Raw genomic sequence first — 13,015 nt, forward strand, 5'->3', positions numbered from 1 at the left:
ACAGGAGAGCGCGGGGGAAGCATGGCGGAGTACGTGGAGATGTCGCTGGGCATGAGCGTCCTGGCCGTGGCCGGGCCGACGTTGGTGGTGCGGCTGGTGTCGCTGCCGTTGCTCATGCGGGCCCAACAGGGCGTGCGTGAGCGGGTGTCGGCGGCCGGGGGCGCGACCGTGCCCCGGCCGGGGGTCTCGGCGGCGGCTCTCGGGGAGCTCGCGCTGGCGTTCGTCGGCGGCATCGGCCTGCTGCTCTGGCTGACCTCCGACGTCATCCCCGGCTTCGACCTGCTGTTGCAGTCGATCGCCACGGGGGACGGGCGCACGCTGGCCTTCCAGTTCGGCCTCCCCCTCGCCACGGCGCGGCTCTGGTTCCTCGGCGCCGCGATCCCGGTCCTGCTGGTCTGGCTGGGGCTGTGGATCCTGACGCAGCGCAGTCTGCTGACCGCCGGCCCGTCCGCGCAGGCCTGGACCCCGCCCGCGGTGCGCCTCAGGCTGGCGGCCCTGCTCGCCCTCCGGCTCGTGCTCGGGGTGTTCCTCCCGGCCGGTCTGGTCATGGCTGCCCTGCTGTGCGAGATCGTCGCCCTGGTGGCCGGCGGGAGGAGCCGGCCCGCCGGTGGCGGCGCCACCACCACCGCGGTTGCGCTGCAGCCCGCGCAGCCCGCCCCGGACGCACGGAGGGCCGCGGCCGCGGCCGCAGTCACGCAGCCCGCCCAGCCCGGCCACCTGCCGCCCGTGCCGTCCGCTCCGCCCGCGCAGCCGGGCGCGTACGTGTCGACGCAGGTCGACCGGGGCGTCGGCGCCGGCGCCGACGGCAGTGCCGCAGCCGGGGTCGCGCCGCAGATCGCGTACCAGGAACTGCGTCCGAACGAGCCGCGGACGATCGGCGGGTACCGGCTGCTCGGCCGGATCGGGGCCGGCGGGATGGGCACGGTGTACCTCGCCCGCCGCGAGGGGGCGGTGACCCAGGTGGCCCTGAAGACCATCCACCCCGAACTCCTCGACCACGCCGAGCTGTTGCAGCGGTTCGAGCGGGAGGCGGAGGTGCTGGCCATGGTGTCCGGTGCGTACACCGCCCGGGTGCTCGACTCCGGTGTGGACTCCGGACGGCCCTACCTGGCCATGGAGTTGCTGGACGGCCGGCCGCTCGACGTGCACCTGCGGGAGCAGGGGCCGATCCGCTCGCCCGAGGCGTTGAAGGCCCTGGCGCTCGCGCTGGCCGTGGCCCTGTCCGGCGTACACCGGCTCGGTCTGGTCCACCGCGACCTCAAGCCGGCCAACATCATGCTCACCACCGCCGGACCGCGCCTGCTCGACTTCGGCATCGCGGCGATCGTCGACGGCACCCGGCTCACCCGTACCGGCGGCGGCCCGGGCACCCTGACGTACATGGCGCCGGAGCAGTTCGGCGACGAGCGCGTCGGCACGGCGGCCGACGTCTGGGCGTGGGCCTGCTGCGTGGTGTGCGCGGCGCACGGCACCAGCCCGTTCTCCGCGACCAGCACGGGCGCCGTGATCCGCCGCATCGTGGACACCGGACCCGAGCCCGCCGCGCTCGCGGCCGTGCAGGCGCTCGACCCGGCCCTCGCGGCGGCCGTCACGAGGGCGCTGACCGCCGACCCGGCCGCACGCCCGGCCGACGGCGCGGCCCTGGTGGAGCTGCTGACGGCCGACCGGGCGCAGGAGCGGCCGATGCCCGACGCGCAGGCCGTCCGCGAGCAGATCACCCAGGGCTGGCGCACGCTGGCGCTCTGATCCGGGAAACGCGGCCCGACCAGCCCTGGTCCGGGCCAGGGCCAGTGCTCACCCGTGGGTGGTGTCGATCACGCAGAAGCGGTTGCCCTCGGGGTCGGCCAGCACCACGAAATCGGGGTCCTCGGGATAGGAGTCCCAGTCCACGTGCCGGGCTCCCAGCGCCACCAGGCGCGCCACCTCCGCCTGCTGCTCCGCCGCGTCGGCCGCGTACAGGTCGAGGTGGACGCGCGGGCGTTCCTGTACGGGCGTGACGCTGCGGCCCAGCGCCAGGCCGGGCCCGCCGCCGTCCGCGGGCACGAGGACGGTCCAGCCCTCGTCCACCTCGCCGTCGCGCGGGACGTAGCCCAGCGCCCGGCTCCAGAATTCCGCGGCCCGCCGCACGTCCGCGGCGCCCATGACGATCGTTCCGATGGTCAGCATGATCCGATTCTGGCAAACCCTGGAACCGGTCCTACCCGAGCCGTTGGATGGCCACCATCGCGGCGTCGTCGCCGAGGGTGTTCCCGGTCGCGTGGGCGAGCAGGTCCCGGCACAGCCGGTCCAGCAGGGCCTGGGGGTGCATGCCGGAGCAGGCGGCCACGCGCTCCGCGAGGGGGTAGAACGCCCCGTCGCCGTCACGCGCCTCCAGGACGCCGTCCGTGTAGAGGAGCAGGACGTCACCCGCCTCGAAGGCGAAGGTCTGCGCCGTGACGGGCGCGGACACGAGCCCGGCGAGCCCCAGGGGCGGCCCGGGGTGGGACACGTCCAGGCGTTCGACCCCGCCGGCGCGGCGCAGGACCAGCGGCGGCGGATGGCCGCAGCTGACCAGCTCCAGCACCGGGTCCCCGTCGGGGACCTCAAGTACCGCCGCGGTCACGAAGCTCTCGCCGTCGTCGCCCGCGGTTGCGTCATCCTCCGAGCCGTCCAGGTCCGGGGAGACCGCCGCCTCCAGGTAGTCCACCAGGCCCGGCAGCTCGGCCTCCTGGTGGGCGGCGGCCCGGAAGGCGCCCAGGACGAGCGCGGCGTCCCCGACGGCCTCCAAGCCCTTGCCGCGGACGTCGCCGATGATCAGCCGCGTCCCCGTGGCCGTACGGGCAGCCGCGTACAGGTCGCCGCCGATGCGGGCTTCCGCCGCCGCCGCGAGGTACACGGAGGCGAGGCCCAGTGGCCCCATCCGGTCGCGCAGCGGCCGCAGGACCACCTGCTGGGCGGTCTCCGCCACCGAGCGCAGCTGGATCAGCTCCTTCTCGTGCACCTCGCGCAGGTGGGCGAAGAAGGTCACGAACACCGAGATCATCACGAGCGCGATGATCTGGAAGGTGTGGTTCAGATCGGTCAGGCTGGTGCGCGTCGTCGCGACCACCACCTGGGCCAGCACGGCGACCAGGCCCACGAAGCCCGTCATCCGGGGCCCCGCGAACGAGGCCGTCACCGCGGGCGCGGCCACCAGGAACGGCCCGAGGTGGACGTCCGGCGGAGCGAGGACGTCGACCAGCGTCACCAGGGCGATCAGCGCGAACGGGACCGCCAGCTGCAGGTGGCTTACCTGCCGGGCTCGGTGGTGAGGTGGGTGGAACGGCCGGAGATCCATCCCACCTGCATACACCGCGAGGCGATCCCGGTCCCCGAAGCCAGGCCGTCGGGGACCCCGGGGCCTGTCGTTCGGATCAGGCCGGTCCTACGGCCGACGGCGGGGCTTGCCACTCTTGCCGCCCTTGCCCGCCTTGGCGCCGCCGGACGCACCACGGGGGTTCTTGCCCGTCGGCTTCCCGGACGCGGTCTTCCGCTGGGCGCCGGAGCCGGAGCCCGAACCCGTTTCGGGACGCTTGCGCTTCGCCTTCGGCTGCGGCGGCGTCGGGGGGCGCCCCCGCGTGCTGTTCACGGTCCGGCCGCGGACGATCCCGATGAACTCCTCCACCAGATCGGTGGTCTCCTCCTGCGGCCACGACAGCGCGACCCGCGACTCGGGCGCGTCCGAGACCGGCCGGTAGGTGAGGTCCTTGCGGTGGTGCAGACGGGCCAGCGACTGCGGCACGACCAGCACGCCGATCCCGGCCGCCACCAGCTCGATCGCGTCCGCCGTCGTCTCGGGGCGCTCGATCGCGGGCCGCCCCGGCAGCTGCTCCCACACGAGGGTGTCGTCGAGGGGATGCAGCACGATCTCGTCGGCCAAGTCCTCGGTGGACACCTCTTCGGCCGCCGCCACCAGGTGGTCCTTGGGGACCACCACCACCGTGGTCTCGGTGTACAGCGGGATCGCGCTGAGGTCCGTACGGTCGACCGGCAGCCGGACGAACCCCGCGTCGGCGCCGCCGCCCCGCAGAACGCCGAAGGCCTCGCCGGGGGACACCGCGACGAGGGTCAGCGGGACGTCGGGCAGCCGCTCGTTCCAGATCCGCACCCACTTGCCGGGTGTCACCCCCGGGACATAAGCGAGCCGGAACGAATGGGGTACTTCCGAGCCTGTCACCCCGCCAGGTTACCGGTCGTGGTCGGAGGTAGCGCACACGCTCGATACTCTTGACACCATGACGTCGCACCAGAGCACCCAGACGATGAAGCCCGCGACCGCGGCGAAGAAGCTGGGCGTGTACCTCGAGGCCACCCCCGCAGAGTTCCAGGAGGGTGTCGTCTCGCGCAGCGAATTGAGTGCGCTCCAGGCCGATCCGCCCCAGTGGCTGAAGGAGCTGCGCGCCAACGGTCCGCACCCCCGACCGGTGGTGGCGGCCAAGCTCGGCGTGTCCATCGCCGGCCTCGCTCGCGGTGGGGTCACCGAACCCCTCACCACCGAGCAGATCGAAGCGCTGAAGCAGGAATCTCCCGAGTGGCTGCAGAAGGAGCGCGCCACCCAGGCCGAGGTCCGCAAGGAAGCGGTCCGGATCAAGGAGAAGAACGCGGAGCGTGCCGAGAAGGCCCGCGAGCAGCACTCCTGACCCGCGGCTCCGGTTTCCGTCAGGCCTGGCCTCCCCCCGGGGAGGCCAGGCCTGACGCCTTTCTCCCGCTCAGGCGCAGTCGAAACGATCCCTGTACGGGCGGCCCGGACAGGTCCGGCACTCGAAGAGGTAGACCCCGCCCAGGTCCCCCAGCACCAGGCCGGGACCCTCGTACGCGACACCCTGGTCCTCGACGGGAGTCCAGGTCAGCCGGGACGCGGCGTCCGCCTCGGTGCTCGCCACGGTCAGCAGATGGTCCATCGGCCTCCGGCACCCCGAACAGTCCGGCCACTGCGGGTCCTGACTCCAGCCGGGGTAGCCGCCCAGCTTGGTCCCCGGAGCGGTGGACAAGTGGAACTGGTAGTCCCACCCCGTCTCCGCCTCCACCCGCTCGAAACGCGGCTCCAACGCGTCCCAGAGCCCGTAGGGGAGGTCCCAGCCGGGGTACTCCGCGACCAGCTCCGGATGGACGACGCACGGCTTCGGCACGTGCCCGTACGGGTTCTCGACGGGGAGCGGCGGTGTCTCACGGCTGTTCCCGACCGCGTCCGCATTCCGCCAGTGCACCTCGGGGACGACCCATCGGCCGTCGTGGTCCCGCGGGCACCACAGCACCTGGAGCAGGTCGCATCCAGGCGGGAACGGCACGATCCCCAGCGCGTCGGCGGCGTACAGCTGGACCACCGGCACCATCGGCGAACGGTGGTGCTCCGGACATACCGGCCAGGCCTCGTCTTCGGGCCACGACAGCGGACCGCCCACCGAACTGTCCCGCCGCGTCGGGCTGCCCGCGCGGGGATGCAGCCGTAGCGCCTGCCTCCGGAGCGGGGCGACCTCGGGGAAGAGCCCCTCGACGTCCACCGGGCGGGGAGGAGTACGGCGGGTCACGGGGCCCCGCCCGTCGCCAGCAGGTGCAGGGCCTTGGCGAGCCGGGTCTGCCTGCTCTCCGGGGTGAGGGCCTGGAGCAGCGGCAGGATCAGCTGGTAGCGCCCGGTCCGGTCGAGCGCCTCGAACGCCTGCCGGGCCCCGGGGTGCGCGTCGAGGGCCGCCGCCAGATCCGGCGGCACCGTCGCCGTCTTCTGCGACTCGTACGCGCTCGCCCACCGCCCGTCCGCCTGCGCCCTGCGCACCTCGGCGAGCCCGGGTTCACGCATCCGCCCGGCGGCCGTCAGCGCCGCCACCTTGTCCACGTTCACCTGAGACCACAGGCTCTTGGGCCGGCGCGGCACGTACTTCTGCAGGTAGTACCGCTCGTCGAGGGCGCGCCGCTGGCCGGAGATCCAGCCGTAGCACAGCCCGACGTCGACCAACTCGTCGTCGGTGACCGACGGGATGCCGGACTTCTTCTTGGCCACCTTGACCCATACGCCCTCGTGGCGCGTGTGGTGCTCGGCGAGCCAGCCCTCGAACGCCTCGGCGTCCGCGAAGCAGACGACCTCCACCCCTCCCAGTTCATCCATGCGCTCAGGCTAACTCCCGACCCGGCCCGTGACCGTCCTCACCGGGGCGGCCGCAGCCCCCGGCGCCGTCCGCGAGCTCGTGCAGCACCTCCTCCAACGCGGGCCTGCGGGTGTCGAGTTCGAGAACCACGATCCCGTGCTCGGTGGCGAGCACGCCGACGCGCTCCGCCGTCATGCAGGTCACGGCGAGCCGCCCGGGCCCCGACAGGCCGGCCCGGACGACCGTGGCGCCCTCGGCCGCCAGCACGGCGGCCGGCTCCGCGCCGCGCGGAGTGCCCACCACGACCCGGGCCGCGGCGCCCCGCGCGGCGAGCTCGTCCGCGGACTGCGCCGCGACCACCCGGCCCCGCCCGAGGACGACGATCCGGTCGGCGGTGTCCGCCGTCTCCGCGGCCCGCTCGCCGGTCATCGCGACCGTACGGCCCTCCGCGGCCGGCGCGCGCAGGAGCCGGCGGGCCCACCGCACCCCCTCCGCGTCCAGCCCCGCCAGCGGCTCGTCGAGCAGCAGCACGGGCGGATCACCGAGCAGCGCGGCAGTGATCCGCAGCCGCTGCCGCAGCGCGGGGGAGCACGTCGCCACCCGCCGCCACCGCTCCCGCGCCAGGCCCGTCTCCGCCAGGACTTCGGCCACCTGCCCGGACCCGATGCCGTGGGCGCGGGCCAGTGCCCGCAGGCAGGCCCGCGCGGTGCGGCGGCCGAGCAGCGCGGCCGGCTCGGGCAGGGCCCCGACCTGGTGCGGGCTGCGCGGGCGGCCGCGCAGCGGGACCCCGCTCACGGCGACCGTGCCCGCGGTGGGGGAGTCCAGCCCCAGGATCAGACGCAGCGCGCTGGTCTTGCCGGCCCCGGCGGGGCCGAGGACCGCCGTGACCGTCCCCGGACCGGCCGTGAGGGACAGCCGGTCGACGGCGGCACGCGCGGGGGAGCCACCACCCCGGGGTGTAAGCCCGGGGGCCGATGTCCGCCCGTGGGCCCGCTGGTTACCGTCACGGCATGAACACCCCACCCAGGAATGCGAAGAGCACGAAGCACGGCGCCGACGGCGTTGCCGACCCGCGTGTGCACGACTCCAACGGCTCCGACGGCCCTGCGCGGAAACCGGCGTCGGCCGCCTCGGCGTGGGGCGGAGCCGTCCTCTACCTCCTCGTCGTGGGCCTGCTGATCGGCGGCGTCCCGTACGCGGCCGGGCCGCTCCTCGGGGCGGTGCTGCTGCTCGCCGTGACCCCGCTCGTCGCACTCCTGCGACGCCGGCCCCTGGTGGCGCTGACCCTGACCCTCCTCGCGGGCGTGCTCGTCGCGGGGGCCAGCAGGGACCACAGCCCGGGCCGGTTCCTGGTGTTCATGGCCTCGGACCTCGCGCTCGGCTTCATCGTCGCCACGCGCTCCCGGCGCGACGCGCTCATCGCCACCGCCATGGTGGTCGCCATCGAGCTCCCGGCCGTCGGACTGCTGACGCTCGGGCCCTACGACATGATGAGCACCGGCCTGATCGCCTCCCTGTCCCTCGGCGCCGTCTACATGACCGGCCTGCGGTTCCGCGAGCGCCGGGAGCACACGGTGGAACTGCGGTCGAAGGAGGTCTCCGAGGCGGTGACCGTGGAACGGCTGCGCATCGCACGCGAATTGCACGACATGGTCGCCCACAGCGTCGGCGTGATCGCCATCCAGGCCGGTGTGGGCAGCCGCGTCATCGAGACGCAGCCGGCGGAGGCCCGCGCCGCCCTGCAGGCCATCGAGGCCACCAGCCGGGAAACCCTGTCGGGTCTTCGCCGTACGCTGGTGGCACTGCGTCAGGCACAGCCGGACGGCCACCACGGGCAGGCGCCGCTCGGCCCCGCCCCCGGCCTCGCCGGCCTCGGCGGCCTCGTGGCCACGACCGCCGCCGCCGGGGTGCGGGTCGACGTACGGCGGGAGGGCGAGGAGCGCCAACTCCCGCCCGACATCGACCTGTCGGCGTACCGGATCGTGCAGGAGGCGCTGACCAACGTGGTGCGCCACGCGGGCACCGGGCACTGCCGGGTCACCATCGGGTACGGGGAAGAGGAGCTGACCGTGGAGGTCGTCGACGGCGGGCGCGGGACGCCCGACGGCATCGGGAGCACGGGATTCGGCATCACCGGGATGCGCGAGCGGGTCAGCCTGCTGCACGGCCGGTTCACTGCCGGGCCCGGTCCCACCGGCGGATTCCGGGTCGAGGCGGTGCTGCCGTTGCCGTTGCCGGTCAGCGCGGCGGCAGCCGTGGCCGAGGGTGAAGGGGAGGCCCGGTGAGCGGGGTTGCCGCGGGGCCGGTCCGCGTACTGCTCGTGGACGACCAGCCGCTGGTCCGCTCCGGCCTGCGCGTACTGATCGCGGACACCGCCGACCTGGAGGTCGTCGGCGAGGCCGGTACGGGCACCGAGGCGGTCCGCCTCGCCGCGGAACTGCGCCCCGACGTGGTCGTGATGGACATCCGGATGCCGGGGATGGACGGGATCGAGGCCACCCGGCTGATCACGGAGGGGACCGGGGGGAGCGGAGGCGCCGCCGGGGCGACCGATGGTGTCAGGATCCTCGTCCTGACCACCTTCGACGAGGACGACCATGTCTACGGAGCGCTGCGCGCCGGGGCGAGCGGGTTCGCCGTGAAGGACATGGCCCTGGAGGAGATCCTCGCGGCGATCAGGGTCGTGGCCGCCGGAGACGCCCTGATCGCGCCGGGCGTGACGCGCCGGCTGATCGCGGACTTCGTCCGGCGGCCGGGACCCCCGGCGGCGGAGCCGGCCCTGAGGTCCGTCGCCGGTATCACCGAGCGGGAGCGGGAGGTCCTCACCCTGGTCGGGCGGGGCCGCTCGAACGGGGAGATAGCCGAGGAGCTGTTCATCTCGGCCGCCACGGCCAAATCCCACGTATCGCGCCTGTTCACCAAGCTCGGCGCCCGGGACCGGGTCCAACTCGTCATCACGGCCTACGAGATGGGGCTGGTCGCACCGCCCCGATGAGGGGCCCGGGCGCCGGAGCGGGTGGGAGCGGGTGACGGAGAAACGATTCCTCAGGCGGTCACGGTATCCGTGCGGGCCTCGTCCCGGCGCCCGGCGGACGACGCGGTCGGACGCGAGGCGAACAGTCCGTCCACGGCGAGGGCGCCGGGGCCGGTGAAGACCAGCAGGAGGAAGGCCCAGCAGAACATCGCGGAGGCCTCGCCGCCGTTCTGCAGCGGCCAGAGCGCATCGGGCTGGTGCACGGTGAAGTAGGCGTACGCCATCGAGCCGGAGGCGACGAAGGCGGCGGACCGGGTGCCGAGGCCCAGCAGGACGAGGACGCCGGCGACCAACTGGATGGCGGCGGCGTACCACCCCGGCCAGGTGCCGACGGCGACGGTGCCGCCGCCGTGGGCGCCGCCGAGGACGCCGAAGAGGGAGGCCGCGCCGTGAGAGGCGAACAGCAGTCCCGTGACGATCCGGAACAGGCCGACGGCATAGGGCTGGGCGTGCTGGAGACGTGTGTTCATGGGGGAGGCTCCTTCGGTTGGGGACGGGTCCCGAAGTCGTGCCGAGCTGCTCAAGCGGAGCGAGCCAAAGGTTAGGTAAGCCTAACTGGCCTGGCAAGCGCGAGTTTCGGCCACCGGCCGAGGGGGTCCGACGCTACCGCGGCTCTCGCATGGCGGACCGCAGGTTACGACGTACGCGCCGCGGGGATGAGCTGGACGGCGGCTGCCTCCACAGGGCACTTCGGCACCGGTCGCATCGTCGGCGAGTCGGGGCCGACCACGTGTGGACCGGGGAGGAGCCGGGCAGAGGGTGGGAGAGTCGGGTGGCAGGGGCCGGTGGGCGTAGGGCCGGTGGTCGGGATCTGCCGGTCCGTTCCCCTGTGACGGACCGGCAGGTCCACGTCTCCCCCGAGCCTAGGACCGGGCCGCGCCCCCGCATGTGCATCGTGTGCAGGCTCCGTTGATCTTCCGTGCAGATCGTCCGAGCGGCCCGCCGGTCGGCCCCTCCCGCTGGCGCCGACCGCAGCGGTGCGGTCCGCTGGAGGGGTGAGCATCCCTCCCGGCCGCGGCTGGTGGACCGGACTCCCGCCCGCGGCGGGAGCCGCCGTCATGGCGGCCGGCATCATCTCCGTCGGCCTGCACCTGACCGGGTACGAGGCGGCCTCGCTGGTCGCCCTCGTCCTCGCCGTGGCCCTGTGGCTCGTGCTCGCCGCCGACTTCACGGCCCGGCTGGTGGGCGACCGCGGTCGGTTCCGTGCCGAGGCCGACACCCCGGCCGCGCTGACGGCCGTTGCCGCCACCACGGTCATCGGCACCCGGCTCTCCATGCTCGGATGGCAGACGATGGCGGCCGCCCTGCTCGCGCTCTCCGCGGCGATCTGGCCCGGGCTGCTGCTGAACGTCGTACGGCACTGGGGGCGGCGGGTGCCGGGGGCGGCGTTCCTCGGCTGCGTGGCCACCCAGGGTCTGGCCGTCCTCGCGACGGCCGTCGCCGCCGCCGGCGGCCACGACTGGCTGGCCTGGGCGGCACTGGCCGCCTTCTGCCTCGGGCTCGTGCTCTACGTGGCGGCCTTCCTGCGCTTCGACCTCCGCGAGGTGGTGGGCGGCGCGGGCGACCACTGGGTGGCGGGCGGGGCGCTGTCCATCTCCGCCCTGGCCGGATCCAAACTCACGGCGTCACCCGTATGGACGGGTACGGCGCACGAGGTCCTGCGCGACGTCACACTGGCGGTTCTCGCCCTGTCCCTCCTCTGGTACGTCATCCTCCTCGCCGCCGAACTGCGCCACCCGCGGCCGCGCTACGACATCCGGCGCTGGGCCACCGTCTTCCCGCTCGGCATGACCGCCGTGGCCTGCCTGTCCGTGGCCGGCCCGGCCGGCGTCGCCTGGCTGCTCCCGCTCGGCGAGGTCCTGCTGTGGATCGCCGTGGGCGCCTGGCTGCTGACCTTCGCCGCGCTGGTCGCCTCGCACGTCAAGGCACGCCGCGGCCCCCGCCGCCCGCCCGGCCCGGGGACAATGGCCCGATGACGACGCCTCACCTCCTGCCCGCGCACGAGCTGGAACGCACCTCGGTGGTCGCCAACAGCACGATGAACCGCGAACGCGGGCTCGCCGGCGTCAACAGCTACGCCCGCGAACTCGGCCTCGACCCCGTCGCCCACCTCACCGCCCGCTCCGCCACCCCGTCCTGGCTCGACCTCTGCAGCGGCGAGGGCCGCGCCCTGCGCGAGGCCCGGTCCCGGCTGCCCGCCGGAGCCGTCCTCACCGGCGTCGACCTCGTCGGCCCCCTCGCGCCGGCCCCCGCCCCCGCCCCGGCCGGGCCGGAGCTGTTGACGGCCTCCGTCGCGGACTGGTCCCCGTACCGGACGTACGACCTGATCACCTGCGTCCACGGCCTGCACTACGTCGGCGACCAGCTCGGGCTCCTCGCCCGGGCCGCCTCCTGGCTCGCCGCCGACGGCCTGCTGGTCGCCCACCTCGACCCCGCGTCGCTGCGCGGAGCCGACGGGGCCCCGGCCGGGCGGGCCGCCCTGGCGGCGCTTCGCGCGGCCGGGTTCCGCTACGGCGCGCGCCACCACCGGCTCTCCCTCCGCGGCCCGCGCACCGTGCGGCTGCCCTTCCGCTACCTCGGCGCCGACCCGGCCGCCGGGCCCAACTACACCGGGCAGCCCGCCGTTGCCTCGTACTACGCGCCCGCTCCGATGGCGGTCAGGGAGGCCCCTCAGTAGTAGGGTCCCGGCATGGCATACACGTTCCAGGTGGCCATCGACTCGGCCGATCCGCACACGCTCGCCGACTGGTGGGCGGACGCCCTCGGCTGGGAAGTGGAGCCCAGCGACGAGAAGTTCATCCGCAGCATGGTCGAAGCGGGGCAGGCGACCGAGGCGGACACCGCCACGCACCGCGGCACCCTCGTCTGGAAGGCGGGCGCGGGCATCCGCCACCCGGAGGGCCTGCAGCGCGCCCCCCGCATCCTCTTCCAGTTCGTGCCGGAGCCCAAGACGGTCAAGAACCGGGTCCACCTCGACGTCCGCACCGGCGCCGACGACCCGCGGGCCGTGGTCGAACGACTCATCGCCAAGGGCGCCCGGCACCTCCACGAAGGCAGCCAGGGCCCCAGCACCTGGACGACACTCGCCGACCCCGAGGGCAACGAGCTCTGCGTCTCGCACTAGAGCGGCCTAGGCTGCCTCCGTGAACGTCATCCTCTTCGGCGCGACCGGCATGCTCGGCCGGGGCGTCCTGCGCGAATGCCTGCGTGACGGCAACGTCGAGAGCGTCCTGGTCATCGGACGCACCCCGCTCGGCGTGAGCCACCCCAAACTGCGCGAACGCGTCCAGGCGGATCCGTCCGACCTGTCCGCCGCAGAGGTCGACCCGGCCGCGTACGACGCCTGCTTCTTCTGCCTCGGGGTCTCCTCCGTCGGCATGAAGGAGGAGGAGTACCGGCGCGTCACCCATGACCTGACGCTCGCCGTGGCCCGGCCGCTGGCCGCCGCCAACCCCGGGCTGACCTTCGTCTTCGTGTCCGGCGAAGGCACGGACAGCACCGAGCGCGGCCGGCTCATGTGGGCCCGGGTCAAGGGGAAGACCGAGAACGACCTGCTGGAACTGCCCTTCCGCGCCTACATGTTCCGCCCCGGCATCGTCCAGCCGGTGCGCGGCGTGCCCTCCAAGAGCCGGATCAACCGCACCGTGTACGCGATCACAGCGCCGCTGATCCCGCTGGTCCGCCGGTTCGCGCCGAACCTCGTCATCACCTCCGAGGCCTTCGGCCGTGCCATGATCGCCGTCGCCACGCCCGGCACCCGGGTGCCCGGCCACATCCTGCGCCCCGCCGACATCAACCGCCTGGGCGCTGCCCCGACCAGCCAGAACTGAGTACCGGACACACCATCCCGCAGGTGAGAATGGGACATCTCAATCCGGGAGGA

The 13,015-nt window shown here is 74.1% G+C and carries 15 protein-coding genes; 8 read left to right on the plus strand and 7 right to left on the minus strand.

Annotated elements, in window-relative coordinates; translation table 11 throughout:
* The first annotated feature begins 21 nt into the window (after window positions 1-21).
* Window positions 22-1,746: a serine/threonine-protein kinase gene (locus ACIPYQ_RS11030; protein WP_401248723.1), complete on the plus strand. Its 1,725-nt coding sequence runs from the start codon at window positions 22-24 to the stop codon at window positions 1,744-1,746.
* A gap of 48 nt (window positions 1,747-1,794) precedes the next feature.
* On the opposite strand, the gene ACIPYQ_RS11035 is transcribed toward ACIPYQ_RS11030, so the two are convergent.
* The 3 genes from ACIPYQ_RS11035 to ACIPYQ_RS11045 form a co-directional block, all read right to left on the minus strand.
* Window positions 1,795-2,166: a VOC family protein gene (locus tag ACIPYQ_RS11035; RefSeq protein WP_401248726.1), complete on the minus strand. Its 372-nt coding sequence runs from the start codon at window positions 2,164-2,166 to the stop codon at window positions 1,795-1,797.
* Between the two features lie 31 nt (window positions 2,167-2,197).
* Window positions 2,198-3,316 carry a PP2C family protein-serine/threonine phosphatase gene (locus ACIPYQ_RS11040; RefSeq protein WP_401248729.1) on the minus strand — a complete coding sequence of 373 codons (1,119 nt, stop codon included), beginning with the start codon at window positions 3,314-3,316 and terminating at the stop codon, window positions 2,198-2,200.
* A gap of 87 nt (window positions 3,317-3,403) precedes the next feature.
* Window positions 3,404-4,195 carry a LysR family substrate-binding domain-containing protein gene (locus tag ACIPYQ_RS11045; RefSeq protein ID WP_401248732.1) on the minus strand — a complete coding sequence of 264 codons (792 nt, stop codon included), beginning with the start codon at window positions 4,193-4,195 and terminating at the stop codon, window positions 3,404-3,406.
* Window positions 4,196-4,253: 58 nt separating this feature from the next.
* Between ACIPYQ_RS11045 and ACIPYQ_RS11050 the strand changes: the two genes are divergently transcribed.
* On the plus strand, window positions 4,254-4,658 hold the full coding sequence (locus ACIPYQ_RS11050) for a DUF5997 family protein (protein ID WP_401248735.1): 405 nt from the start codon (window positions 4,254-4,256) through the stop codon (window positions 4,656-4,658).
* Window positions 4,659-4,727: 69 nt separating this feature from the next.
* Here ACIPYQ_RS11050 and ACIPYQ_RS11055 read toward each other — a convergent pair whose 3' ends face one another.
* The 3 genes from ACIPYQ_RS11055 to ACIPYQ_RS11065 all read right to left on the minus strand — a co-directional run bounded on the left by ACIPYQ_RS11055 (window position 4,728) and on the right by ACIPYQ_RS11065 (window position 7,121).
* Entirely contained in the window at window positions 4,728-5,351 is a 624-nt protein-coding gene (locus ACIPYQ_RS11055; RefSeq protein WP_401248738.1) for a DUF1963 domain-containing protein, read from the minus strand.
* A gap of 191 nt (window positions 5,352-5,542) precedes the next feature.
* Window positions 5,543-6,118, minus strand: a complete 576-nt coding sequence (locus ACIPYQ_RS11060; protein ID WP_401248740.1) for a YdeI family protein — start codon at window positions 6,116-6,118, stop codon at window positions 5,543-5,545.
* A gap of 4 nt (window positions 6,119-6,122) precedes the next feature.
* On the minus strand, window positions 6,123-7,121 hold the full coding sequence (locus ACIPYQ_RS11065; protein WP_401248743.1) for an ATP-binding cassette domain-containing protein: 999 nt from the start codon (window positions 7,119-7,121) through the stop codon (window positions 6,123-6,125).
* Here ACIPYQ_RS11065 and ACIPYQ_RS11070 point away from each other — a divergent pair.
* Together ACIPYQ_RS11070 and ACIPYQ_RS11075 are read left to right on the plus strand one after the other, a co-directional pair.
* Entirely contained in the window at window positions 7,109-8,383 is a 1,275-nt protein-coding gene (locus ACIPYQ_RS11070; RefSeq protein WP_401248746.1) for a sensor histidine kinase, read from the plus strand. The two genes, ACIPYQ_RS11065 and ACIPYQ_RS11070, sit on opposite strands and share 13 nt — an antisense overlap.
* Window positions 8,380-9,093 (plus strand): response regulator, encoded by a 714-nt coding sequence (locus ACIPYQ_RS11075; protein WP_401248749.1) that lies wholly within the window; start codon window positions 8,380-8,382, stop codon window positions 9,091-9,093. Before ACIPYQ_RS11070 ends, ACIPYQ_RS11075 begins: the two co-directional genes overlap by 4 nt.
* Window positions 9,094-9,143: 50 nt before the next feature.
* Here the strand turns inward: ACIPYQ_RS11075 and ACIPYQ_RS11080 are convergent, their stop codons facing one another.
* Window positions 9,144-9,602, minus strand: coding sequence for a DoxX family protein (locus ACIPYQ_RS11080; RefSeq protein ID WP_401248752.1), 459 nt, complete (start codon window positions 9,600-9,602; stop codon window positions 9,144-9,146).
* Between the two features lie 525 nt (window positions 9,603-10,127).
* On the opposite strand from ACIPYQ_RS11080, the gene ACIPYQ_RS11085 reads away from it, so the two are divergent.
* Genes ACIPYQ_RS11085 through ACIPYQ_RS11100 form a run of 4 tightly spaced genes read left to right on the plus strand, consistent with a single transcriptional unit; the run spans window position 10,128 to window position 12,962 of the window.
* Window positions 10,128-11,108 (plus strand): hypothetical protein, encoded by a 981-nt coding sequence (locus tag ACIPYQ_RS11085; protein ID WP_401248755.1) that lies wholly within the window; start codon window positions 10,128-10,130, stop codon window positions 11,106-11,108.
* The gene (locus tag ACIPYQ_RS11090; protein ID WP_401248757.1) at window positions 11,105-11,809 is read left to right on the plus strand and encodes a class I SAM-dependent methyltransferase; all 705 of its coding nucleotides are present in this window, start codon (window positions 11,105-11,107) and stop codon (window positions 11,807-11,809) included. The genes ACIPYQ_RS11085 and ACIPYQ_RS11090 overlap by 4 nt, the downstream gene beginning before the upstream one ends.
* A 12-nt stretch (window positions 11,810-11,821) precedes the next feature.
* A complete protein-coding gene (locus ACIPYQ_RS11095) occupies window positions 11,822-12,256 on the plus strand; it encodes a VOC family protein (RefSeq protein ID WP_401248760.1) in 435 nt (144 codons plus the stop codon).
* Between the two features lie 19 nt (window positions 12,257-12,275).
* A complete protein-coding gene (locus ACIPYQ_RS11100) occupies window positions 12,276-12,962 on the plus strand; it encodes an epimerase (protein ID WP_401248763.1) in 687 nt (228 codons plus the stop codon).
* Window positions 12,963-13,015: the final 53 nt, after the last annotated feature.

This window comes from Streptomyces sp. NPDC090045 (assembly GCF_044747975.1).
Taxonomy (GTDB): domain Bacteria; phylum Actinomycetota; class Actinomycetes; order Streptomycetales; family Streptomycetaceae; genus Streptomyces.

Bases quoted from the DNA above. Each gene is read 5' to 3' on its own strand.
- ACIPYQ_RS11030 (WP_401248723.1), top strand. From the start codon at position 22: ATGGCGGAGTACGTGGAGATGTCGCTGGGCATGAGCGTCCTGGCCGTG.
- ACIPYQ_RS11035 (WP_401248726.1), bottom strand. From the start codon at position 2,166: ATGCTGACCATCGGAACGATCGTCATGGGCGCCGCGGACGTGCGGCGG.
- ACIPYQ_RS11040 (WP_401248729.1), bottom strand. From the start codon at position 3,316: ATGGATCTCCGGCCGTTCCACCCACCTCACCACCGAGCCCGGCAGGTA.
- ACIPYQ_RS11050 (WP_401248735.1), top strand. From the start codon at position 4,254: ATGACGTCGCACCAGAGCACCCAGACGATGAAGCCCGCGACCGCGGCG.
- ACIPYQ_RS11055 (WP_401248738.1), bottom strand. From the start codon at position 5,351: ATGGTGCCGGTGGTCCAGCTGTACGCCGCCGACGCGCTGGGGATCGTG.
- ACIPYQ_RS11060 (WP_401248740.1), bottom strand. From the start codon at position 6,118: ATGGATGAACTGGGAGGGGTGGAGGTCGTCTGCTTCGCGGACGCCGAG.
- ACIPYQ_RS11070 (WP_401248746.1), top strand. From the start codon at position 7,109: ATGAACACCCCACCCAGGAATGCGAAGAGCACGAAGCACGGCGCCGAC.
- ACIPYQ_RS11080 (WP_401248752.1), bottom strand. From the start codon at position 9,602: ATGAACACACGTCTCCAGCACGCCCAGCCCTATGCCGTCGGCCTGTTC.
- ACIPYQ_RS11090 (WP_401248757.1), top strand. From the start codon at position 11,105: ATGACGACGCCTCACCTCCTGCCCGCGCACGAGCTGGAACGCACCTCG.
- ACIPYQ_RS11095 (WP_401248760.1), top strand. From the start codon at position 11,822: ATGGCATACACGTTCCAGGTGGCCATCGACTCGGCCGATCCGCACACG.